Annotated in this window: 23 protein-coding genes and 1 pseudogene; 5 read left to right on the forward strand and 19 right to left on the reverse strand. The window is 67.3% G+C overall.

Annotation, left to right across the window (positions count from 1 at the left end):
* Positions 1 to 15 precede the first annotated feature (15 nt).
* From PUR26_RS17380 to PUR26_RS17415, 8 genes are all read right to left on the reverse strand, one after another.
* Positions 16 to 2,136, reverse strand: coding sequence for an FtsK/SpoIIIE domain-containing protein (locus PUR26_RS17380; protein WP_329873301.1), 2,121 nt, complete (start codon positions 2,134 to 2,136; stop codon positions 16 to 18).
* Positions 2,137 to 2,227: 91 nt separating this feature from the next.
* Entirely contained in the window at positions 2,228 to 2,422 is a 195-nt protein-coding gene (locus PUR26_RS17385) for a DUF6257 family protein (RefSeq protein ID WP_329873514.1), read from the reverse strand.
* Positions 2,422 to 2,583, reverse strand: coding sequence for a hypothetical protein (locus PUR26_RS17390; protein WP_329873302.1), 162 nt, complete (start codon positions 2,581 to 2,583; stop codon positions 2,422 to 2,424). Before PUR26_RS17390 ends, PUR26_RS17385 begins: the two co-directional genes overlap by 1 nt.
* A 76-nt stretch (positions 2,584 to 2,659) precedes the next feature.
* On the reverse strand, positions 2,660 to 2,848 hold the full coding sequence (locus PUR26_RS17395) for a hypothetical protein (RefSeq protein ID WP_329873303.1): 189 nt from the start codon (positions 2,846 to 2,848) through the stop codon (positions 2,660 to 2,662).
* Positions 2,849 to 2,850: 2 nt separating this feature from the next.
* Positions 2,851 to 3,231, reverse strand: coding sequence for a DUF6251 family protein (locus PUR26_RS17400; protein WP_329873304.1), 381 nt, complete (start codon positions 3,229 to 3,231; stop codon positions 2,851 to 2,853).
* A complete protein-coding gene (locus PUR26_RS17405) occupies positions 3,228 to 3,575 on the reverse strand; it encodes an RRQRL motif-containing zinc-binding protein (RefSeq protein ID WP_329873305.1) in 348 nt (115 codons plus the stop codon). Before PUR26_RS17405 ends, PUR26_RS17400 begins: the two co-directional genes overlap by 4 nt.
* Positions 3,575 to 4,444 carry a DUF2637 domain-containing protein gene (locus PUR26_RS17410; protein ID WP_329873306.1) on the reverse strand — a complete coding sequence of 290 codons (870 nt, stop codon included), beginning with the start codon at positions 4,442 to 4,444 and terminating at the stop codon, positions 3,575 to 3,577. Before PUR26_RS17410 ends, PUR26_RS17405 begins: the two co-directional genes overlap by 1 nt.
* Positions 4,441 to 4,698 carry a DUF6284 family protein gene (locus PUR26_RS17415; protein WP_329873307.1) on the reverse strand — a complete coding sequence of 86 codons (258 nt, stop codon included), beginning with the start codon at positions 4,696 to 4,698 and terminating at the stop codon, positions 4,441 to 4,443. Before PUR26_RS17415 ends, PUR26_RS17410 begins: the two co-directional genes overlap by 4 nt.
* A gap of 469 nt (positions 4,699 to 5,167) precedes the next feature.
* Here PUR26_RS17415 and PUR26_RS17420 point away from each other — a divergent pair, with 469 nt between their 5' ends.
* Positions 5,168 to 6,034, forward strand: coding sequence for a GntR family transcriptional regulator (locus PUR26_RS17420; RefSeq protein WP_329873308.1), 867 nt, complete (start codon positions 5,168 to 5,170; stop codon positions 6,032 to 6,034).
* Entirely contained in the window at positions 6,024 to 6,710 is a 687-nt protein-coding gene (locus PUR26_RS17425; protein ID WP_329873309.1) for an HAD family hydrolase, read from the forward strand. Before PUR26_RS17420 ends, PUR26_RS17425 begins: the two co-directional genes overlap by 11 nt.
* Here the strand turns inward: PUR26_RS17425 and PUR26_RS17430 are convergent, their stop codons facing one another.
* The 7 genes and pseudogenes from PUR26_RS17430 to PUR26_RS17460 all read right to left on the reverse strand — a co-directional run bounded on the left by PUR26_RS17430 (position 6,711) and on the right by PUR26_RS17460 (position 13,077).
* Positions 6,711 to 7,763: a YaaC family protein gene (locus PUR26_RS17430; RefSeq protein ID WP_443077095.1), complete on the reverse strand. Its 1,053-nt coding sequence runs from the start codon at positions 7,761 to 7,763 to the stop codon at positions 6,711 to 6,713. It lies immediately after the preceding gene.
* A gap of 429 nt (positions 7,764 to 8,192) precedes the next feature.
* Complete coding sequence (locus tag PUR26_RS17435; RefSeq protein WP_329873311.1) at positions 8,193 to 9,455, reverse strand: hypothetical protein; 1,263 nt, start codon at positions 9,453 to 9,455, stop codon at positions 8,193 to 8,195.
* A gap of 128 nt (positions 9,456 to 9,583) precedes the next feature.
* Positions 9,584 to 9,769 carry a hypothetical protein gene (locus PUR26_RS17440; protein WP_329873312.1) on the reverse strand — a complete coding sequence of 62 codons (186 nt, stop codon included), beginning with the start codon at positions 9,767 to 9,769 and terminating at the stop codon, positions 9,584 to 9,586.
* A gap of 92 nt (positions 9,770 to 9,861) precedes the next feature.
* Positions 9,862 to 10,479 (reverse strand): hypothetical protein, encoded by a 618-nt coding sequence (locus PUR26_RS17445; protein ID WP_329873313.1) that lies wholly within the window; start codon positions 10,477 to 10,479, stop codon positions 9,862 to 9,864.
* Positions 10,480 to 10,683: 204 nt separating this feature from the next.
* Positions 10,684 to 12,454 (reverse strand): annotated as a pseudogene (locus tag PUR26_RS17450) (tyrosine-type recombinase/integrase).
* A complete protein-coding gene (locus tag PUR26_RS17455; protein WP_329873314.1) occupies positions 12,451 to 12,747 on the reverse strand; it encodes a helix-turn-helix domain-containing protein in 297 nt (98 codons plus the stop codon). Before PUR26_RS17455 ends, PUR26_RS17450 begins: the two are co-directional and overlap by 4 nt.
* A gap of 141 nt (positions 12,748 to 12,888) precedes the next feature.
* A complete protein-coding gene (locus tag PUR26_RS17460; protein ID WP_329873315.1) occupies positions 12,889 to 13,077 on the reverse strand; it encodes a hypothetical protein in 189 nt (62 codons plus the stop codon).
* Between the two features lie 384 nt (positions 13,078 to 13,461).
* Between PUR26_RS17460 and PUR26_RS17465 the strand changes: the two genes are divergently transcribed.
* Positions 13,462 to 14,175, forward strand: coding sequence for a creatininase family protein (locus tag PUR26_RS17465; RefSeq protein ID WP_329873316.1), 714 nt, complete (start codon positions 13,462 to 13,464; stop codon positions 14,173 to 14,175).
* A gap of 156 nt (positions 14,176 to 14,331) precedes the next feature.
* A complete protein-coding gene (locus tag PUR26_RS17470) occupies positions 14,332 to 16,011 on the forward strand; it encodes a PE-PGRS family protein (RefSeq protein WP_329873317.1) in 1,680 nt (559 codons plus the stop codon).
* Here PUR26_RS17470 and PUR26_RS17475 read toward each other — a convergent pair.
* From PUR26_RS17475 to PUR26_RS17490, 4 genes are all read right to left on the reverse strand, one after another.
* On the reverse strand, positions 15,941 to 16,783 hold the full coding sequence (locus PUR26_RS17475; RefSeq protein ID WP_329873318.1) for a PE-PGRS family protein: 843 nt from the start codon (positions 16,781 to 16,783) through the stop codon (positions 15,941 to 15,943). The genes PUR26_RS17470 and PUR26_RS17475 overlap by 71 nt on opposite strands.
* Positions 16,784 to 17,049: 266 nt before the next feature.
* Positions 17,050 to 17,892 (reverse strand): Eco29kI family restriction endonuclease, encoded by an 843-nt coding sequence (locus PUR26_RS17480; protein ID WP_329873319.1) that lies wholly within the window; start codon positions 17,890 to 17,892, stop codon positions 17,050 to 17,052.
* 118 nt (positions 17,893 to 18,010) lie between these two features.
* Positions 18,011 to 18,661, reverse strand: coding sequence for a very short patch repair endonuclease (locus tag PUR26_RS17485; RefSeq protein WP_329873320.1), 651 nt, complete (start codon positions 18,659 to 18,661; stop codon positions 18,011 to 18,013).
* Positions 18,662 to 18,801: 140 nt separating this feature from the next.
* Positions 18,802 to 20,115, reverse strand: coding sequence for a DNA cytosine methyltransferase (locus PUR26_RS17490; protein ID WP_329873321.1), 1,314 nt, complete (start codon positions 20,113 to 20,115; stop codon positions 18,802 to 18,804).
* 116 nt (positions 20,116 to 20,231) lie between these two features.
* Between PUR26_RS17490 and PUR26_RS17495 the strand changes: the two genes are divergently transcribed.
* Positions 20,232 to 21,071 (forward strand): GIY-YIG nuclease family protein, encoded by an 840-nt coding sequence (locus tag PUR26_RS17495; RefSeq protein ID WP_329873322.1) that lies wholly within the window; start codon positions 20,232 to 20,234, stop codon positions 21,069 to 21,071.
* The last annotated feature ends 7 nt before the right edge of the window (positions 21,072 to 21,078 follow it).

A 21,078-nucleotide genomic window follows, 5' to 3' on the forward strand; every position in this document is an offset into this window, starting at 1 on the left:
GGGGTCGGTTCCCTGTCACATCTGGGCGGAAGTGGAACCCTCGGCGGGGCGGTTGGCGAGGGCTCGGGCGACCCGTTCGCGGCCGACGACCATGCGGCCGTCGGACTTGTACGGCTCGGCGCCGGCGTCCTCCAGCACCCGCTTGAGGTCGCCGGGCGTCCACGCGCCGTAGGCGTTCTCGCTGAGCGCGGACAGCCGCTTGAGGACGTCCGCCGTCAGCGTGCGGGCGGTGTCGCCGAGGACGCTGTAGATGTCGGCGAGCGCGTCGCGCTCCTCGCCCTGGTCGACGACATGCAGGGTCGTGACCCCGTCGCGCAGGGCCTTGGCCCGCTCCGCGACGAGCGCGGCGGTGTCGGTGTCGATGTAGTGGGTGCGGACGGTGATGGACGGCTGTCCGGCGGGAATCTTGATGCCGTCCGAGGCGACCACGACCGTGCCCTTGTCGAGACCCTGGCGGAGCTGGTGGGGTGCGGCGCCGCCGTCGACGGCGCTGTCGCCCAGTGCCATGCGGGCCTGCGTCTCGGTGCCGAGCACGAGGGAGATACGGGTGTGGGCACCCTCGCGGACCAGCTTGGGCAGGTTCTCGTTCGTCGGGTCCTGCGTGCCCTCCCACAGCAGGACGTCCACGGCCCGGCCCTGATTGTGAATCTTGCGGACGGCGTTGTAGTACCGGGAGGTGGCCTTCGTGCCGCCGTAGGGCCGCTTGTCCTTGCCCTTGCTGACGGCGGGGCACATGAACGCCACCTGTGCCTCGTCGACGATGCAGATCAGCGGGTCGAACTTCGTGCCGGGCGGGGCCTGCAGGCGCCGTTCCATCTCCGCGACCACGGCCTCGACCATCTCGGTGGCGTCGATGACGTGCTCGTCGGTCGGGCCCTGGATCAGGACGGTGGCGAGACCGTCGAACATGCCCCAGTCGCCCACACCCTTCAGGTCCGCGATCCGGAACTGAACGGTCTTGTCCAGGGCAAGCCACAGGGCCAGCGAGCGCAGGGCGGCGGTCTTGCCCTGGTTCGACTTGCCGGTGATCAGGAGCATCCGCTGATACAGGCTCAGCTCGGCCGCGTCCCCGCGCAGATCCTGACCCCACGGAGCCCGCCCCTTGGTGTAGTCGGCGGTCATCGTCTCGTCGGTGACCAGCGGGGACGGGCCGATCGGCTCGTCCAGCGCCCCGGAATCGGCGATCCACAGCCGCACCGTGCGGGCCGCCTCGGGGATCGTGATGAACACCTCGTGCTCGTGCCGGGCCAGGTTCTCCGCCAGCTTCTTGCGCCGTCCCTGCACCTCCGCAGTGGACACCCCGGACGGGAGGGTGACGTCGACCTCTACGCCGCATCCGGCGATCCGGATCGGGCCGAGCATCGCGGCGCCAGCGTCGCCCATCTCCTTGATGGCCTTCCGCAGCGGCGCGATACCCAGATCCCGCAGGGCGGTGACCACGATGGACGGAGTGATCGGCGCCCCCGCATCGTCCGTCCGGGCCTTCTCGGGGAGGGCCCACTGCGGGGCGGCGCCCCGGTGCCGGCCGACCGCCCACACCCCCATGAGCGCGAGCCACGGGCCGACGGCGACCATCGGCCCCCACAGGATCGTGACCAGGGTGACCAGCAGCCGGATCAGTTCCACCAGCGCCATGAGCGGGGTGAATACGTCGGAGGCGTCCTTGTTGGCTATGGCCAGGGCGATCCCGATCAGGATCAGCGCGCCGAGGGAACCGCCGGCGCCGTAGGCGGCGCCCTTCACGATCTTCTCGGGGGCCATGAGCAGGTCCATGCGCCGCTTGTGTCGCTGCTCGCGGAACCGGTGCAGTCGCTCCTCCCAGTCGCCCGCGGCTTCGTAGTTGCCTGCTGCTTCGGCCGCGCGGAGCAGGCGTTCGTAGCGGGCTCCGGTGCGGCCGTCCCAGGCCCGGCGGGTGACGATCCTCGTTCCGCCGACGACGTATGAGCCGTGCCGGACCACGACCCGACCGGCCGTCCGGGTGCGCTCGTGCGTCGCGGCGTGGGCAATCGCGCGCCCGGTGCGCTTCCAGACCCGCACCGGCTTGACCGGCTCCGCCACGGCCGCGACCGGGGCGGGCGGCTCGCTGGAGTCTTCGGTCTGCTGGTCTTTGAACAGGTGGACGACGTTCTCGGTCATGCTGGTCTCCTGCTGCTGCTCGAATGGGGTGGCGGTGCAGGGCCCGGGGCGGTCGGGATGCTTGGCGGCTGTCGACCGCCCCGGGGCACAGCTACTTGCGCTTCTTCTCCTCGCGCTCCGCACGCTTGCGGGCGCCGTCGAGAATCCGGTCGACCTTCCGTTCCAGGTCGCTGCGATCGACGCTCTCGCTCGCGATGCAGCGCTTGGCCATCCGGGCGACGAGCAAGGCAATCCGGGCGTTCTCGCCGGCCGTGAGCTTGGGGTAGTTCGGGTCGTAACTCGCCATCACTTGGCCTCCGCCTTCCGCTCGGCGGCCTCGACGATCGCGGCGGCGGTGGCGAGCTGTGCCCACACGGCCGCCTGCGCGACGATGTCCGGGTTCAGGTCGAGCGGGTGCTGACTGGTCAGGAGGTGTTCGGCGCGGGCGCGGTAGTCGTTGCTGTCCACAGCGGTGCGTCCCTTCCGGGGCCGGACTGTCCGGCTCCCCACCCGCCCCGGAACATGCGGAGCGGACAGGCAGCCGTCAGGCGGGCCGCAGTTCGTGGCTGTGGCACAGGACCGGGGTGATGAGCAGGCTGATTCCGGCGACCGTCCAGCGGCCGGCAGTGAGCGGGCCGGGCGGGACCTCGTCCACGATCCGGCTCGTCCGCCCCACGGCGCGGGGGTCGTCCTCACACGCGACGATCAGCACCTTGTCTCCGGTGGAGAACACGGTCACCGCCCTTTCCGGCGGTCCTTGCGCACCGTCTTGGCTGCGGCCTTGCCGTCCGAGCCACCGACGGACTTCACGACGGTGACCACGCCCCAGGTGAGGGCGACGGCGAGGAACGCGAGGATCGCGAGGTTGGCCGCGATGGCGGTGAGTGCGCCGATCAGTAGAGGGCCGAAGTACACCCCGGCGGCGACCGCGCCGGCCCCGACACCGGAACCGAGCGCGACCCGCTGAACCGTCCGGTCCGGCGGCGCCTGGTGAATGTGCTGGTGGACCACCTGCGGGCCGGTGGTCGGCGTGTGGATGGCGGGGAGTTGGTCGGAGTAGGTGTAGGTGCCGTCCGGGAGCCGCACCACGGGCGCGGGCTCGGGCAGGTTGCTCACGGCTGTGTCCTCTCTGACTGCTGCTCGGGGTAGGCGCAGGGGGTGCACATGCCGAGCGATGCCGGGATGCGGTACCCGGCGTCACGGCGGCAGTTCGGGCAGACCCGGCGGGCCGCGTTCGCCCTCTCCAGCGCGGCCCTCTTGGCGGCGGTCATGGGGCGGACGGGCTTGGCCTGGTCGATCCGGTATAGGTAGGCGACCAGCGGTTCGCGCCGGCGCCGGGGGCGTTGGAGCTGTGCCACGACCGGCTGACCCCCTGGACGTAAGCCCCTGGCACGGAGCTGCCGGAACGTGGCCAACCCGTCCGGGGCCAGATGCCACGGGTAGACGGGGATGGTGCCCATCAGCTGACCGCGACCGGCTCAGACGCCTGCTCGGCCGTGCGCTCGACCCGCAAGGTCTCGCGCAGCAACCGGGCCTTGTCCGGGGACGTGCGCAGCGCCTTGCGGATCCCCTCGGCGGTCAACTGCTCGACCGGCCACGACTCCGTCAACTGCCGAGCCTCGGACAGAAGTTCATCGGCCGTGCGGCGCGGGCGGGTCGATCGGGCCGCGTCCGGGACCCGACCGGTCGCCCGACGCGCAACCGACTGCTCGGCCGCGACCACACGAACCGCGACCCGATCAGTCGACTCGGCGTCGAGCGGAGAATCGACCTCCTCGGGCCGCTCGACGGCGACCGACCCGACCAGCGCGGGTACCGGCTCAGAGGCGGGTTCGGCCACGTCAGAGGTAGACCGTTCCGTATAGATCTGAGTCGATTTCTCCGCATTCGTGGGGTCGATCGGTCGATGGTGCAGGACCTTGGCGACCAGATCGGAACCGAAGTAGATCGACCCGACCGGCAGCGACGTGGCGAGCAGGACGAGCAGCCAGTTGACCGCGTCCCAGTCGGCCAGTCGCGTCCAGTCGACCGACTCGCCGTGCAGCTCCGGTACCAGACCGTGCACGAAGTTCAGAACGAGAGAGGCGGCGGTGTAGGCGGCCAGGACCCGCAGCGCGAACCGCTTGTCCGCCCGATCGGTCAGGACCAGAGTGGCGACCAAGGCCAGGGCCATCAGGCCGTCGACCACGAACGGATACAGCGTCGCTCCGGTCTCGTCCGCACCGACCGCCGTGGCCACGTCCCGCAGCGCATTCCATGAGACACGGAACGCCATGCCGACCACAGCGACCAGAGCGAGGACGAGCAGCGCCTTACCGGCGCGATTCATGCCGCTTCCCCCGAACCGAGGCGGTTCGTGAGGTCGCGGCGGGCCGCCATGACCCGATTGCGGGCCCGGCGGATCCGCCGCTCGTCCAGCACCGTGGCCGGACGGTCGAGCATCCAGATCTCCACGTCGAGCAGGTCGACCTCCGCCAGGATCAGCGGCATCTCCTGCTCGATCGCGTCCAACTCCGCATCCGACGGCTCACCGTCGAACGGGACGGCCGTAACAACGGCCTGAAGTGCAGCGATGGACTTCATTGGGTGTGTTCCTCTCAGACAGGAACGGCCCGAAACGAACCCCCGGAGTTGGCCCTCCGGGGGTTCTCGCCGTTGGAACCATCCGGCTCCCCTCAACCCCGCCCGTACGGCCAAAGCCGGACGGGCGGAGGAGGCAACCGACCGCAGTGGCGAGCCGCGGAGAGATTGGGTGCGCGGACCTCTGCCGCGCCGGCCGCCTTGTTGTTCCTAAGGACAGGCGGCGAACCCTCATCACGCTGTTCAGTTCTCAAGTACCTCTGGCGCTTCCATAGAGCCGACCCGCCTACACGGAGCCCTCCGGGCGACACGCGCCCTGACCTGCGTCGACGAGGACACAGCTCTCCCGTTCAGCCTGACTTACTTGGCTAGCCCGGTGGGCACGAGAACAACGTAGCCAGCCTGGCTAGTCACGTCAATAGATGGCTAGCCAGGCTGCCCAAATAGTCAGGTTCGCCGTAGCATCGGGGGCATGACCTTTGAGCTGGAGCCGCTGGACCCGGACGATGACCGGCCGCCGTACGAGCAGGTAGCCCGCAGCCTGGGCGCGGCAATCCGCACCAGGAAGCTCGGGCCCGGAGAGAAGCTGCCGTCACACGCCAAGCTGACGGAGCACTACGGATTCGCGCGCGCCACGATTCAGCGCGCGATTCGAGACCTGGAGGACGAGGGACTCGTCGTCTCACGCAAGGGCAGTGGAGTCTTCGTCCGGCACCGGACCGAGCGGCCGGCCGGTCTGCGCCCGTACGTCGAGCAGGCATTCGCGAGTCGGAGCGTGACGATCGACTTCGCCGGATTCTCCAGCGAGACCCTCCATGGAGCCCTGCAAGAGCCACTCGACAAGATCCGCACCGGACGCCTCGCGCCCACGAGCATCCGGATCCGGATTCTCGTCCCGGACATGTCTGTCCCCCAGGCGGCGCCTGTGCGCCGCGAGGACGGCGCCGATGACCCGCGCCTTCGGGCACGGATGCACGACATCATGGTCGGCTACACCCGCAGCATCTCGGACTCGATAAGCGAACTGGAGCACCTGGGACTCGTCCAGGAGAGCAACGTCAGCGTGCGGGTCCACAGCGGTACGCAGTTCTTCAAGCTCTACATCGTCAACAAGGAAGACGCGTTCTTCGGCTACTACCCGATCCGGCCCAACAAGGTGGTCGCACAGGGCGAGGCCATCGAGATCTACGACCTCGTGGGCAAGGACACGATCCTCTTCCACCACTCCCTCAACGACGGCGACTCGTCCAGCGGGGCACAGCAGGTGGAGCAGGCACGGATGTGGTTCGACAGCGTGTGGGAAACGATCGGAAGGGACTCCACCCCGGATGCGCTCTGACGGCCTGGCCGGCCTGCTCTCTGACTGCGACGCCATCCTGTTCGACTTCGACGGCCCTATCTGCGACGTCTTCCGGGGGCTCCCCGCCCCCGGTGTGGCCCGTGAGCTGGCCGACCTCCTCGTTGCCCTCGCTCCACACCTCGGGGACGCTGCCCGCTCCACAGAAGATCCGATGGAGGTACACCGTCTCTCTGCACAGGGCGGAGAGGCCGTCCTAGCGGCGGTCGAAGCAGCACTCACCGAGGCGGAGGTCCGCGCGGTCAAGGTCGCCGGACCTCCTGTGCACGGCGCCGCAGAGGCCCTGAAGGCTGCAAAGGGATCCGGGCACCGCGTCGCGGTCGTGAGCAACAACTCCGCTGATTGCGTACGGGCCTACCTGGCGGACCACGGGCTCTCTGGCGTGGTGGAGCAGATCCTGGGACGGCCGACACTCAGGCCGGACCTCATGAAGCCGTCGCCGTATCCGCTGCTCGAAGCAGCCTCGCACCTAGGCACAGCTCCGGAGCGAACGGTTCTGATCGGGGACTCGGTGACCGATATCGAGGCAGCTCGGGCGGCGGCCACTCGAAGCATCGGATTCGCTAACAAGCCAGCGAAGGAGAATTCGCTTGCGAACGCTGGGGCCGATGAAGTCGTCCTCAACATGATGAGCGTCACAGACGCGTTGAGCATGTAGCTAGAGGCCAGCGACCTCCTGAATCGCAAGCAACGCTAGGTGCGGAACAACGGCGACTGCCTCATCCAGCAGGTGCTCCACTGCATTCGCGTCTGAAGAATGGTCGATGTCGACGATGGACGCCCAGTGCTCGGGCTCGTAACGGGCCAGCATTGAAAGACCGAAAAGGAGGGCCCACCACACAAGAAGGGGATGAACCGGCTCCTGCATGGCGCCTATAGAGGGAAACAGGAACAAGTCATCTGGCCCTCGATACGCCGTTGCCTTCGCCCTTACCGTAGCGCGCCCGCCGTCCCTAGCCTCTGGACCACCCTTTTCGTCTGGAACATAGATCATGAGCTTTTGTTGAAAGCCATTGCTCTGCTCCTCCCAGCTCACAGCTTGGGCACCCGCAATTTCCTTGCGCGACCAACCATCCAGTGTCGGGTATCGCGCAAGGAACGTCTCTAGCGTCGCCGGGTCTCTCTCGGCTGCCTTGCGAACCTCGTTGCTGACGGGCATTACGTGCACCTGGACCCAGCCTTGGCCCTCCTCGTACCTGACCCCAGACTGGCTCATGTACATGGTCTTGACACCGTCTGCCCCAGGCAGAGGAACGCCATGAGTTTCCGGGATGAGCGGCCATAGTTGCCCGAGGCCAACCTCAACACCGGCCTCAAAGGAAGGTACGCCCAGGGCTCTTGCCACACCAGGCAGCGATCCTTTCGCTGTAGGTGTGACACCCACAGCCGCCAACCCCTTGCTCGCATCTAGGTTCTTCGTGCCAATCCCGTGCCCTTTCAGGCGCCATTCGATACCGACAGTCAATCTCGACGCGGCAGAGATCGCCCGCCCGAACTGGGAGAGGGCGTAGAAGATCTGGACGGGGCGCGTGGCAGGCCCGGCGTTCGCGGCTGCCTCCGTGAACTGTTGTGCTTGCTCAAGGGAGGCGTTGAAGACCGAACGACGCTGAGGGTCTGAACCCGCCGGGCCAGCAACCCCTGACCTGAGCCCACGCAGTTCACGCCAAACCTCGGCCTCCCGAGGCAGTCCAAGGTCCCGCCATGTAGCCATCGCGCCCTCCACAGATTTCCAGCCTCAGAGGATCGAATCACAGAGACCCATCGGCTGGGGCACGATCAGCGAGCAAGGTGTTCCTCGGCCGCGTTGCCACACAAGCTCCCACCACCCTCCCGAGGCCGCGACCCAAAGTGTGGGCTGGCGCGGGACACCCGTCTCAGTTTCCGTCTCATTCATCGTCGTCCGCCCGCGTTCACAGTCGTACGAACTGCGGGATTCCGCAGGGACGCGAACACCCCTGAACCCCCTTGAACGGCAGCGAACATCCCTCTGACCTGCATCAACAGACTTGGAAAGTGTGTTGGGGGCAACCCCTCACGAGTTCGAATCTCGTATCCTCCGCCAGTGCCTCACCGGGCACGATGTCGAAGGGCCCCACCGCTTGCGGTGGGGCCCTTCGACGTGCGTGGTTGCAGTTCCCCGCTATCGCCCGTCGAGGACGGCCCGGCACACGTTGCGGTACATGGCGGCGTTCCGTCCGTAGCGCCGCATCAGCTGGCCGCAGCCGGCGCACAGCCCGAGCTCCCACGGCGGGCAGCCCAGCGCGGCGGAGGCGGCGGCGCGCTCCACGATGGTGATCCGCATCGGGTCGCGGGAGCGCTGGACCGGCATGCGTGGAAGCGTGAAGCCACCGGTCGGCTGGTCGAGATCGCGAACAGGCCGACCGTCGCTGACGAACCAGCCCTCCTCGCCCGCTCGGCAGTTACGGTCAATCTCCTGCTCGGCGAAGGTGATCAGGTCGTCCTCCTCTTCGACCGGGGCCGTAGGGAGAGGCGTCTTCTCACTGATGAGCTCCCGCCACAGCGCGCGATCCTCGGCCGACACCCACATGTGCCGGCCTGCGCGGCCGCTTCCCCGGTTGGGCACGTAGACCGGGACGCTCTCGCCCGTCGCGCTCTGCAGGACCAGGTCCTCGATGAAGACCGGCTTCTTCTCCGGGAGGCACAGTGCCGGCACGAACCAGTCCGCGTGAATCGCGTCACAGTGGCCGGCGCCCTCGCTGACAAGGCAGTGGCGGTCGCTGCTCGGTACGCATTTCCAGACTTCGAGGTGCCGGTAGCCGCCGCGGATCACCATCTCCTTGCCGTCGGCGATGTCCTTCCACGGCATGTCGTCGACCCGTGCCCACGGGGCTCGGTCGATCAGGGATGCCGTCCGGTCCTTCGCCACCCAGAGAGGAGTGATGCCGTGCTCCACGGCGTTGACCGAGCGCCGATGGACGCTGCTGGGACTGAGGTGGTGGTACTGGATCTCCCAGCCGATCCGTATGCGGCCGGGTCCGACGACAACAGCGTCCGAGATACTGCGCCGGTTGCCGATGGGAACCTCGGCCTCGGCGTCCAGGCCGTACCGCCCGGCAGTCTCGACGATCCGCTCCTTGGTGGCCTTGTGCTGGGCGCTCTCCGCCGGCGTCGCCTTGTGCGTGATCGGCAGGTGCGAGGCGACGAGCGGTCGCCGGCCACTCACGCGCCCCCGGCGGATGAACATCCAGGGCGACTTCCCGCCCGACTCCGACAGGCACTCGCGCTTCTCGTGGTGCGCCAGGCATTCGAGCATGTGCGGGTCACGCTCGGAGACGCTGGCGGTGATCTCCAGGAGCAGATCGGGACGGTCCGGGTGACCGAGGTCGGGCAGGGACAGATTGATCTCTATGCCATATCCGGTGTGCCACACCCCATTAGCCATTCCTCCACCATAGGAACGACCGCTGACGCTCAACAGGGCGCGTGAGGGCTCGAACTCCGAGAGCCGGCCCCGAAGTTCTTCGAGGCCGGCTCTCGGAAACGGACTGGATCACCAGTCACCGAAGGCGGTCAGCGCCGCCACCTCTCCCAAAGCCACCCCATCGCCGTGACCGTCACGAGCCCGAGCACCTGCTGGGCCTCGTTGCCGATGCCGGTGGTGTAGCCCGCCGCATATCCGACGGCGACGGCCGCGACGAACATCTCGAACCTGGGCGGCCGCTCGCTTCCGGCCACGGGGACACGCATACTGGACATGGTTCTTCTCCTCGTTCAGATGGGTTGGACCATCCGCCGGACCCCGGAGATCTGTGGAAGGTGACACGGGATCCGGCGGAAACATGTGGGGGTCAGGGGGCACCCTCGAGGCCCCCTGACGTAGGCAACTCTTCGTACAGCTCGGAACTAACCAGCTCGCCGAGCTTCACGGCCATTTCTTGGCGTTGCTCCTCGCTCAGGCCACGGAACGCGCGCCAAGCTAGTTCGACTGGGGAGCTGGGGCGATATCCCATGGCGATCCAGGCCAGAATGAGCGACCTCTCAGCCTGGGAAAGATCCTTCAATCGCCCCCAGACCGCTTCCGGAGCCGGCGCTTGCCTGAGCCGAATGTCATCGAACGCCCGGGCTCGGAGGGTCTCAGGCTCTAGCAGATGAGCAAGCGACTTCGACTGCTTCTGCTGGCGGGCCGCACGGATTACGCCCGGTTCCCAAACAGCTGCCCCAGCCCGCACGAGCTGGGCTTCGTTGGGCGCCAGTTGCGGGTCTTCCCGGTTGGTCGCAATCACCCAACCGAGCTCGCGCAAGTCCCGCACACGGCGATCAATTTGCGCGACATCAGGAAACGCCGCCCTCAACTGGTCCTTGGTGTAGACGTTCCCCTCGCCCACCTGGGTAGCAAGCCACAGGGCAGCGCGGACCATGCTTCCCATCTTCTTGTCGGTCCAGTCGGGCAGCTCAGATTCCGCCACGGAGTCGCACCTCCTTCTGTCGCTCCACTGGAAGTAAACCACATCCGGCAGCATTCGGCGCAGTTCGGCGCAGTCCGGCAAACCCAGGGGGCGCTTCGGCGTCATTCGGCAACGCGCTGAGGAAACACAAACAAGCAGCGGGCCCCGGCTGAATCATCCCGGGCCCGCTACGGGAATGGGTCGTCGCGCTCGGAGCTGCCCGAGTCACCACTCGTCGGTGTCGCCGTACTTTCCTGGGTTCTGGGCTCGGTCCACAGCCTGTGCACACGCCTCGGCGAAGGCCGCCTCCACGGCGTCCTGATCCGTGCCTCGCACCTGGGCCTCGACCTCCTGGCCCGTGCCGGAGCGGCGGGCCGTGCGCCAGGCCGAGGCACGGTCGGTGTAGCGGTCGGTCTCGAACTCCCAGGCCGGCACCGACCACTGCTCCGGGCCCCCGGTCGCTGCGCGTTCGCCGCCAGGAAGGAACAGGGCTCGGGCGTGGAAGACCAGGGTCCGCTCCGGCACGCGGTCGCGGATCGCGCTCGCGCCACCAGGGCCCTGCTGTTCCCAGCGCCAGCGGTCCCATTCCTCGACCTCGGCTGCGTGGTCGGTCGGGCCAGTCCTCGCTCCACCGTGCGACGACCCCGTCGGCGTGCTCGCGGTGGAGGAAGGGGACTCGCCGCTCGCCGAGGTGTGCGACGTGGATCACCAGCTCGGCCGGGACGGGACTCTGGCCTGCCTTCGGCGCAGCACTTCCCGCAGTCTCGTCCGTGCCCCACAGGAGGCCGCCGACCTTGGCGGCGGTGTCCTTGAGGACGCGGCTGGTCAGGTGCTGGTAGCGGCGGCGCATCCGGGCGGACTTGCCAGGCTCCCAGCCCATGATGGCGTCGACGACCGCGTCCGAGACGCCGAGGATGAGCAGGACGGTCGCCGCAGTATGGCGAGCGTCGTGGAGGCGGGCGTCACGGACGCCGGCGGCCTTCAGGAGCTCCTTCCACTTGTGGTAGTCCGTGTTCGGGTTCAAGGGCTCGCCGGTGGGCGAGGTGAACACGTACCCCTTCTCCGTCCACAGGTCGCGGGCCCGGGCTCGCTCGCGGGCCTGGTCCTCCTTGTGCTGGCGCAGGAGCTGGAGGAGCTCGTCGGGGACGCCGATGGGGCGCTGGCCGGCGCGAGACTTGGCGTTCTTCGTCTCGCGGCGGGTGTTGATCTTCTGCGGGCAGAAGCCGGGCTTGCGTCCGCAGCGGTCGCCGCAGCCGTGCGTGTAGCGGGGCCGCAGCCGGCCACGCCGTACGCGGATAACGCCGAGGTCGAAGTCGACGTCGTCCCACTGCATGCCGAGGACCTCGCCTTGACGCAGGCCGAGGGCCAGCGCGATGACCCAGCGGGCGGTGTTCCGGTGCTTGCCCGCTTCGGCGAGGAGGCGCTGGACCTCCTCGACCGTGTACGGCTCGACCTCCTCCTCTTCGACCTTGGGGGCCTTGGCGATGGACGCCGGGTTCGCGGCAAGGTGCTGGCGGCGCACGGCCTCGTTCAGGGCCGCGCGGACCGTGCGGTGAGCCTGGTGGGCGGTGCCGGCGGCGCTGCCGTTGTCCTGCATCTTCTTGTAGAAGCGCTCCAGGTGCTCGGGATCGAGCTTCTCCAGGCGGTGGGCGCCGAGGCCGGGGATGAGGTGGTGGTAGACGGCGACGCGGTAACCGTCGATCGTGTTCTCCGAGACGTGTGCGGCGGCGATGTTCTCGACCCAGTGGGTGAGCCATGTCTTCACGGTCCACGACTGGCCGGCCTTGCGGACGGCCCCCTTGTCGCGCTGGCGCTCCAGGTCGCGGACGACCTTGGTGACCTCGGGGCGAGTCTTGCGGCTGACGTGGCGCCGGTCCGGCGTGCCGTCGTCTTTTACGCCGACGGTGACGTAGCCGTGCCAGCGGCCGTCCTTGCCCTGGAAGATCGAGGAGGCGCCGTTGGGCTGGCGGGACTTGGCGGTACGGGAGTCGGTCACGCGGCAGTCCCGAAGTCCGACGCGCCGAGCTGGCGGGTCAGGAAGTCGTTCACCGCCTCGGCTGGGATGCGCCGGAGACTGCCGATCTTGACCGAGGCGATCTCTCCGGTGGAGACGTACTCGTACAGCTTGGTGCGGCCGATGCCCAGGCGGCGGGCGGCCTCCTCGACCGTGAGCGCGACGAGCGTGGCGTCACCAGCAGGCCGGCGGTTGGCCACGAGGGTGCGCAGGGCGCCCTCGGGGACGTCCAGGAGGCGGGCTATCTGGGCAAGCGGAAGACCATTTTCGGGCAAGGGGAATTCCTTCTCTGGCCGAGCGTGGGACGGCGAATCCCGTTGCTGGCCGCGATCGTTCAGGGATGGGCGTTGTGCGATGGGGCGTACGCGGCGAGGGTCGGCCCCTGCTGTTCGTAGCAGCGGGGGACGGCGGGCCGGTCAGTCCTTCGGGGTGATGTCGTTGACGTGTTCGCCGAGGTAGCTGATCAGCTTCGAGGGCGGGAAGTGGCGGTGGAACTCGCCGTTGGAGGCGACTGCGAGCTCGTGTGTCAGGAATCCCTTGACCAGGTCTTCCTGGTTGGGGTTGGCGTCGGTGTACTCCTGCAGCTGCCCCTGGATCCGGCGCATCTCCTTGCGGGCCCGCCCCTGATGAACCGATCGGTGCGCCACAACCACCACCCACCGCCGACAACACCTCCCAGAACGACCGCACCGACGAGATAGGGCCAGATCACGCTCCAGAAGGCCACCAGCACGACGACGCCCACGACCCCAACGATGGCGCCGCCCCGGAGTCGCCTCTGTCGACGCTTCCGGGCCGCTGTTCCTCGCTGCTTCCGTGCCGCTGCCATGGAGCCCCTCCCCTTGTCCAGTGCAGCAGTCTCGGGAAGGGTGAGGCGTCCGAGAAGGGCGCAGTTCGGCCAATGGCTGGTCTCGTTATCTGGGCTCCCGACCGGCAGGGACAGGACACAATCAGGTCGTACGCGTACCGGGCCGCCAAGGGGGAGCACCATGGGCCTGCTGCCGACCGCCACGAGCACGGATGTCCAGGAGCTCCAGCCCCGCGTCGCCGTGCTCCCAGTCGGCTCCTTCGAGCAGCACGGCATGTATTTCCCATTGATCACCGACACGGCGATCGCGTGCGTCATCGCCCAGGAGATCGCCGCCGCCTATCCCGTCCACCTCCTCCCGCCCATCACCGTCTCGTGCAGCCACGAGCACGCGGCGTTCCCCGGTACCGTCAGCCTCAGCGCCAGGACCCTGTACGCCGTGATCGACGACATCCGTGCCTCACTCGCCCGCTCGGGCATCCACAAGCTGGTGATCGTCAACGGCCACGGCGGGAACTACGTCCTGTCGAACGTGGTCCAGGAAGCCAACGTCGACGGCCCCGCGGTCTCCCTCTTCCCCCTCGGCCCCGACTGGGACCGTGCCCGCGAGTACGGCGGCCTGGAATCCGACAGGCACGCGGACATGCACGCCGGCGAGATCGAGACGTCGATCCTGCTCCACGCCGCTCCCGAACTCGTCCGCGAGGGCTACGACGAGTCGGACCACGACAGCCGGCAGCGGCCATTCCTCCTGGTCCAGGGAATGGCCGAGTACACGCAGTCCGGGGTGATCGGCTTCCCCTCGCTCGCCACCGCTGAGAAGGGGAAGGCCGTCCTGGAAAGCCTGCGATCGAGCTTCTCAGCACACTTCGAGGTGCTCTGCCGACTGGGCTGACGCGGGAGGCACGGGCACGGCATGCGCATGGCCGCGTGACCGCCAGCACGGGAGCGTGGCCCAGCCCGTCCGATCCTGGAGACGCTCGGGCAACAGAATGCGCGAATATCACCATTCTGGTTGTAGGCGCTCGGCGGGACCGGTACGACGGGCATCATGTACCGATGGTCGCCGCTCAACGATCGACAGCTGGCCTTGCTCACTCGCATCGGAGAGGGAACGGATCCCGTCACCTCTGCCAGCCCGGAACTCGCCATCTCCGCTCGCGCCCTCAAGAGCCGGGGCCTCATCACCATGCCCAAGCAGGGTGGGAAGTGGCAGGCGGAGATCACCGATGACGGTCGCTTCTACCTGGAACACGGCCACCATCCGGACCGGCCTGAACCGACCCCGCGCAAGCAGCGTCAGGTAGCCGCCGAGCCGAAGTCGGGAGCTGCGGCACCGCCCCGTCAACGGACGACACCCCCGCCTGAGGCGAAGCCGGCGCCAGCGCGCCCTGCGAAGCCGCCACGTCAGTCGCCGGCGGAAATCGGCGCGGCCCTGATCGCGGAGGTGCAGAAGGCCGGCCGGTTCCTTCGGATCCCGGACCCAAGCGACGAGGAGCGGGCCCGCTATCGCCGGGCGTTCGACGCCGCGAGGCAGTGTGCTCCGGATGGCTTCCATTTGAAGTACAGCGGGCGGGCGAAGGGAGACTTCTTCCTCGGCCTGCTGCGGGTGACAGGCGAGGATGACACCGAGTGGAACCGGATCCGCCTGGCCCGCAGCCGAGTGATCACTGACATCGAGGACGTGATCACGGCGGTCACCGCAGACCACAGCGCCTTCGAGATCTCCGACGAAGTACTCCCACGAGTGCTCTCCCTGGTTCGGCTCCTCACCGAGCAGGCACGGGCACTGCACGGCGACATGGCGGTGTCGAAGAAGCGCAGGCAGCCGAGGCCGCTGCTCAAGCTCCACGGCGGGACATACGAGATCAGCTTCAAGGAACGGCAGAAGCAGGTCCGATACGTGCCCACGCAGCCGGGCCGGAGAACGTACGACTGGCAGCGGGTCACCCCCGCGCACCGGTTCGAGCCATCCGGCGAGCTGGAACTGCATGTGAGCCAAGGCTCGGCGTACGGCTGGAAGAAGGAATGGGCCGACAGCGCAAAGAAGCCGTTGGAGGACCAGATCGACGCCGTCCTCCGAGCCCTGAAGGCCCACGCGGAACAAGTGGAGCAGGCCCGGCTGGCGTGGGAGGCGGGACAGCGGCGTCAGCGGGAGGAGCGAGAACGGCAGGAGGAGGAACGCCGCCTCCGAGAGACCAAGGAAGAAGAGGAGCACCGTCGGCGGGAGGCTGAGAAGAAGGAGCGTACGCGGCGGGAATGGGAAGCTGCGGTCAGCGTCGCGACGATCAAGGCGGTGGACGCCGTACGGGTCGACCGGTTCGGCACCGCTCTGGCGCAATGGCGGGCGGCAGCGGAGATGCGGGCTTTCTGCGCCGCACTCGATGAGGCCGCCTCCGCCTCGGACGACGGCCACGAAGCCGAGCGGCTTCGCGAGTGGTCTACGTGGGGGAAGGCGGAAGCCGACCGGATTGACCCGACCGTGGCCGGCAGGAGCCTGACCGGCCACAGCCTCCACGCGGAACCCACGGGCGACCAGCTAAGGCTCTTCCTCGACGGCTGGCACCCGCAGCGGCCGGAGAAGGAAAAGCCACCGAAGAAGGAAGAACCTAAGGCGGAGGCCGAACCGCCCAAGCCGGAGCCGGAGCGGTGGCGCGGCTTCAGCGACGAACGTCTGGACCAAGGCTGGAGATATGGACCCCAAGGTCGCGCTCAATGGTGGAGGCGATGACACCGTGCCCGCGGTCACGTAGGGCCTTCACCGATTTCTCCACGAGCTTCCCGAGCCGGACGACCTCCTCGCGCAGGGCGACCAGCTCGTCGTACCGCTCGGCCTTGTCCTGGCCACACCAATCCCGGACGGTCCGCAGGACGGCCGCTTCCGCGTCCAGCTTGCGGTCGTCCCGGCGGCTGTAGGAGTACCAGGAGGACTGCGTGCGCTCCTGATCGATGGCCTGCTGCCTGCGGTCCACCTCCGGAAGGATGTCCTCGGCGAGACGGCCGGCCACAAGGCGTGCGATGCGCTCGGTGACCGGCCACCCGGCCAGACAGAGGCCGTCGCGGTTCTCGTAGACCATCGGGTCGCTTCGCAGCTCCGCAGCATCCATACCGACCAGCCGGGCCCCCTCTTCGAGGCGGATCAGTTCCAGGATCCCGGCGTCCGAGACACCTCGGCGCAGTCGCAGCTTGCTCCTCGGACGGACGAATCCGAGGACCATCCGCGCGGCCTCAAAGTCTGCGCTCCCACGCACCTCCCGCGACGCCACGGCCAGCGCGAGCTCACTTGAATCGTCCGCACGAAACGCCTCAACGTCCCCCCAGCGCGCTACAAGACAGCTTGGGTTGACCCACTCCTGCAGCCCCGCGTCATCGCCTTCGAGGAACCGGACGTGAAGCCAACCAGACCTGCCACGCCCACCCACGCGCACGATCTCGACCCTGCGAACCATGCTGCCCAGTTCCTTGGGCCTCGCTCGGAAGCCCCAGTGCTGACCCAACTCCATGTGTCCATTGAGCCAGGTCCGCTGCCCGCACGATGCGGACATCACCGAAAAAGGGCTGATGGAACTGCGCTCCTTCCTCCCCTGCCACCCATGCGCGGGTCGCGAGGAAGCCAGTCCGCCGCCGAGCTGCCCGAGCAGGAAGTCTGGCAAGCTAGCAGCTCGGTCCGGCGGGGCATAGCCATGGGGATTCATCGGAGAGCAGGCCCGACCGACCGCTACCCAGCGCCAAGGAGCGGAAAGCCTCGCCAAAATTGGACCCTCAAAATTCATCCCTCGGGAGCGTCAAGAACAGCTTCCTCTACAGTTTTCTGCTCGGGAATGCCAGTTGACTTCCATTCGACATAACTGAGGTCGACCCCGAATCGACTATTTTCTTCCAGGAACACATCCTCACGGAACACCAGAACAGGCTTCGGCCCCTTCCCCGGACCTTTAGCTTCCTTCCAGATGATCTCCGCAGGACGATTCCGGAATTCTTTCAGCTTCGCATCGCGTTGATCACCCGCATCCATCAGCGAGATTTCGATGCCGTCCAGGATGAGCTCCTCCATTTCGACACCGCTGTAACTGCGGTTGCAGAGAAGCCCGGCCGCCCGCTTCCGCCCCGGATGGATCGAGTCCCAGACCGAGCGAGCATTCCTCCGACCCTGACCTGGCGGGTTTCCCCCGAATCCGGTCATCACGGTATTCCAGAGGACCGGACTGTAGGCGCGCAGAAGGGCCCGTTCACCCAAGACGATCCAGATATCATCGAGGGTCAGGTACCTGACGTCGAAGTCCGAATCCTGGAGATTGAAAGGCTCTTTAATGCTTCTACGATGATCGCTTATCCGGTCGAACAGTTTACGTTGAGTCAGGCTCGGCGGATCTCCGTAGCTACTATCACCAGCCGAAGCCTTCCCCACGTAAATGGGGATATCGGTGCCCTTCAGGCCCTTGTAAATCGCAAGGTCGCCCTTGTAGTAAAGCGCGTAGAGCCCGGCACCTGGGAACGGCTCTACCTGGTCCAGCGGCACCCGTGGACGACCGTCCATCTCCTCCCGGAGATTACGGCCGAGCAAGTCAAGGCCCAACGGATTGAACTGTGGGGATGCAGGGCTGGGAGCCATGGACGGGATCCTACCCACGGGCGGAGACTCCCCGGCCTCCAGGGATCAACAACCTGTCAGATTCGGGCCCTACGCCGAGCGCCGCCGATCCGGGCGAGCTGTGCACAATAGATGCATATCATCCCGATTCTGGATGACTTATCGGCGAGCCCCGCACGGCACTTATCACCCTCGCGGCTGCCGCGTCAGCGTCCTCGTGCTCCCAGATACGGACGACTGTCCAGCCCGCTTCTCGCAGGAGGCGATCCGTCTCCGCGTCTCTGATTCGGTTGCCCTCGATCTTGCTTCGCCAGAACTCGGCGTTCTTGTGTGACTCCCGAAGGTGGTCCAGGCAGCCGTGCCAAAAGCAGCCGTCAACGAACACCGCGACCTTGGGCCTAGAGAAGATCAGATCGGCGGTGCGGCGCAAGGTGGGCAGCGGACGTGTGGCCACCCGATAGCGGAGCCCCTGCTTGTGCAGCAGGGATCGGAGCCTCAGCTCGGGTCGGGTGTCCTTGCTCCGATTGGCCCGCATCACCGCGCGTACCGACGGCGAGGAAGCCCAGGAGCCTTCCGCCGGCGGCTCCTCGGTGAGAAGGCCCTTCTCCCAGGCCATCTTCCAGCCCTCGGCGAGGTTCGCGGCCCGGGTCTCGTGCTCGACCTGTCCGAGGTAGCGGGCCGGAGACTTGCCGCCGTCGGACCAGCGCAGGTACGCGCGAATGCGCCGCGTGTCGGGAAGTACCTTCAGCTCCACCGACGCCCGGGCGAACCGCCCCTCGCCGAGATCCACAGATCGCTTGTGGCGACCACCCGCAGCTCGGTCCTGTTCGGCCGCAATGGCAGCCCGGGTCCTACCGGGCCGCCCTTTCCACGCCCGGTCCGGCGGCGAGTCGTGCTTCCAGCCGCTCTGCTCCCTGCTGGTGGGCCCGGTCACTTCTGTCGCTCCTCCGCCTCATCCAGGACGGTGGCGACCGCCTTCGCGAAGACCTCGCCAAGGGCAACGGGCACGGCATTGCCGAGCTGGCGCATCTTCTCCCCCCGGGGGCCCTTGAGCTCCCACGTGTCGGGGAACGTCATGACGCGCGCGGTTTCGCGGACCGTCATGTACCTGTACTTGTACCGGACGCCGCCCTGAGCGGCCTTGTCGGCCACCAGCTCGTCCAGGAGCATGACCGATTCGCCGCCGGGCACACCGTGAACGCCAGCCTTGACCGTCTTCGCCGGGCGGTCGAGTTCGTTGGGGGTGTGCCCGTCGTAGATCCGGGCACCGGGCCAGCCGATGTGTTCCGTGAACCCGCCGAGGAAGTGCTCGGTGCGGTCCAGCCACTCGTCCGGCACATCCGGCAGGGGCTTATTGTCGCCGATGCCGGCGATCGCGTCACGCAGGGTGTACCAGGGGAGCAGGCCGTCGTCCATCGGCATGGTCTTCGGGAGCCGGGCCATGACCCACTCGCGCACGTGGGTGGGCACATTCGAGTGCCGCTCCCAGTAGTTCCCGTCCTCCATGGACCGAAGGAGAGCAGACTCGGAGTGCGTCGGCTTCACGAGCTCCTTGAACAGCTCAAGGTCGACGTTCAGGTCGCGACGGAAAGCAACGATGATCACGCGGTTGCGGATCTGGGGCACCCCGTAGTCGGCAGCGTTCACCGGCATCATGACGATGTCGTACCGCTTCTTGGGGTCGTCCGGCTCCTTCTCCCGCCGCTCCAGCAGGTACTCGTAGTGCTGCTCCCAGGTACGGTCGCCTCGCTCCTCGAAGGGCAGCTCCAGCTCGCGCTGGATGTAGTCGAAGTAGCGGCGGAACGAGGGCCTGAGCAGGCCGCGCACGTTCTCGCAGATCACGGCCTTCGGCTGGATCTGTTGGACGGCCTTGAACATCTGGGGAAACATGTTCCGCTTGTCCTCGTCGCCCTTGGCGACGCCGCCGAGGCTGAACGGCTGGCAGGGAGGACCTCCGGCGAGCACGTCCACCTGGCCCGCCAGATAGTCCATGTCGAGCTCTTGGACATCGCCCGCGACGAGGGGCACCTTCTCGCCAGGCCCGGGGGCTCGGGTCGGCTTCTGGCCGTCGGGCAGCCGCTGGGCCCCGTTGGCCTCCAGGGTCTCGCATGCCCGCTTGGCGAACTCGTTGAAGAGCAGGGGGCGGAATCCGGCGCGGTGGACAGCCATGGCCAGACCGCCAGCGCCAGCGAAGAGCTCGACGCCCGTGCGGTCCTTCTTTGATCCTTCTTGCAGTTCAGCCATTCCAAAAGCATACCGCGGAGTTGTGGATCTCCAAGCCATTTCGAGGTGAAGGTTCGGCCACGTGTGCAGGCCACCGATAGGGTTTCCGGGATCATGTCGACCAAGGGAGTGGACGAATGGTGCCGGTGGTGGGCTCCGAGGACGGAACGCAGTACCACAAGGACTTCACCCTGAGCATCACCAAGGCGCTCGGCGACCAGTTGGCGTACGCGCTGAAGAAGCTTGGCCGGGCGCCTCTCTCCGAAGAGAGCATCGCGCGACTCAAAGAGAAGCCCGGGGTCTACCAGCTCTACCTGAACGGGAAGTTCGTCTACGTCGGCAAGGCCGACAAGTCGCTGCCGGCCCGCCTCGGCAACCATCTGCGCAAGATCTCTGGGCGTCGCAACATCTCCCTGGATGAGATGGCCTTCTCGTGTCTGTACGTGGCGGAGGACTTCTCCGCCCTCGCCCCCGAGCAGCTGCTCATCACACACCACAAGGGACAGGGCGACATCCCCTGGAACAACAACGGCTTCGGCAACAAGGATCCGGGCCGTCAGCGAGACAGCACGGTCCTTAAGCGGAATCACTTCGATGTCCTGTTCCCCGTTGACCTGGACCGGCCGATCGAGGGTCTGCAGGCTGGCGAGACGACGCTGCATGAACTCCTAGAAGCGATCAAGGCCGGTCTCCCGTACATCTTCAGGTATGGAAAGTCGGCGGAGTTCAAGGCTCGAAGCGTTCACGTGCCATCGGCCGCGATGACCGCCGACGAGGTCTTCCAGCTGATCTCGGCGGAGATACCGGACAAGTGGCAGGTCGCCGCCCTCATGGGTTACGTGATCATGTACGACGACAGTCCCAATACGTACAGGAGCGCGTGGCGGTACTACCGCCACGGCGAGCGCATCAGCGCCGTGCCTGAGGCGGACCCGGCGGGGGTTGTCGAAGCCGAGCCACCGTCGATGGATGACTGACCCAGCT

This window comes from Streptomyces sp. SP18CS02 (assembly GCF_036322365.1).
Classification (GTDB): domain Bacteria; phylum Actinomycetota; class Actinomycetes; order Streptomycetales; family Streptomycetaceae; genus Streptomyces.

Excerpts from the sequence above, each read along its gene's own strand:
- PUR26_RS17380 (WP_329873301.1), bottom strand. The coding sequence starts at position 2,136 with ATGACCGAGAACGTCGTCCACCTGTTCAAAGACCAGCAGACCGAAGAC.
- PUR26_RS17385 (WP_329873514.1), bottom strand. The coding sequence starts at position 2,422 with ATGGCGAGTTACGACCCGAACTACCCCAAGCTCACGGCCGGCGAGAAC.
- PUR26_RS17405 (WP_329873305.1), bottom strand. The coding sequence starts at position 3,575 with ATGGGCACCATCCCCGTCTACCCGTGGCATCTGGCCCCGGACGGGTTG.
- PUR26_RS17410 (WP_329873306.1), bottom strand. The coding sequence starts at position 4,444 with ATGAATCGCGCCGGTAAGGCGCTGCTCGTCCTCGCTCTGGTCGCTGTG.
- PUR26_RS17415 (WP_329873307.1), bottom strand. The coding sequence starts at position 4,698 with ATGAAGTCCATCGCTGCACTTCAGGCCGTTGTTACGGCCGTCCCGTTC.
- PUR26_RS17420 (WP_329873308.1), top strand. The coding sequence starts at position 5,168 with ATGACCTTTGAGCTGGAGCCGCTGGACCCGGACGATGACCGGCCGCCG.
- PUR26_RS17425 (WP_329873309.1), top strand. The coding sequence starts at position 6,024 with ATGCGCTCTGACGGCCTGGCCGGCCTGCTCTCTGACTGCGACGCCATC.
- PUR26_RS17430 (WP_443077095.1), bottom strand. The coding sequence starts at position 7,763 with ATGGCTACATGGCGGGACCTTGGACTGCCTCGGGAGGCCGAGGTTTGG.
- PUR26_RS17435 (WP_329873311.1), bottom strand. The coding sequence starts at position 9,455 with ATGGCTAATGGGGTGTGGCACACCGGATATGGCATAGAGATCAATCTG.
- PUR26_RS17440 (WP_329873312.1), bottom strand. The coding sequence starts at position 9,769 with ATGTCCAGTATGCGTGTCCCCGTGGCCGGAAGCGAGCGGCCGCCCAGG.
- PUR26_RS17460 (WP_329873315.1), bottom strand. The coding sequence starts at position 13,077 with ATGCGCCGGATCCAGGGGCAGCTGCAGGAGTACACCGACGCCAACCCC.
- PUR26_RS17465 (WP_329873316.1), top strand. The coding sequence starts at position 13,462 with ATGGGCCTGCTGCCGACCGCCACGAGCACGGATGTCCAGGAGCTCCAG.
- PUR26_RS17470 (WP_329873317.1), top strand. The coding sequence starts at position 14,332 with ATGTACCGATGGTCGCCGCTCAACGATCGACAGCTGGCCTTGCTCACT.
- PUR26_RS17475 (WP_329873318.1), bottom strand. The coding sequence starts at position 16,783 with ATGGAGTTGGGTCAGCACTGGGGCTTCCGAGCGAGGCCCAAGGAACTG.
- PUR26_RS17480 (WP_329873319.1), bottom strand. The coding sequence starts at position 17,892 with ATGGCTCCCAGCCCTGCATCCCCACAGTTCAATCCGTTGGGCCTTGAC.
- PUR26_RS17490 (WP_329873321.1), bottom strand. The coding sequence starts at position 20,115 with ATGGCTGAACTGCAAGAAGGATCAAAGAAGGACCGCACGGGCGTCGAG.
- PUR26_RS17495 (WP_329873322.1), top strand. The coding sequence starts at position 20,232 with ATGGTGCCGGTGGTGGGCTCCGAGGACGGAACGCAGTACCACAAGGAC.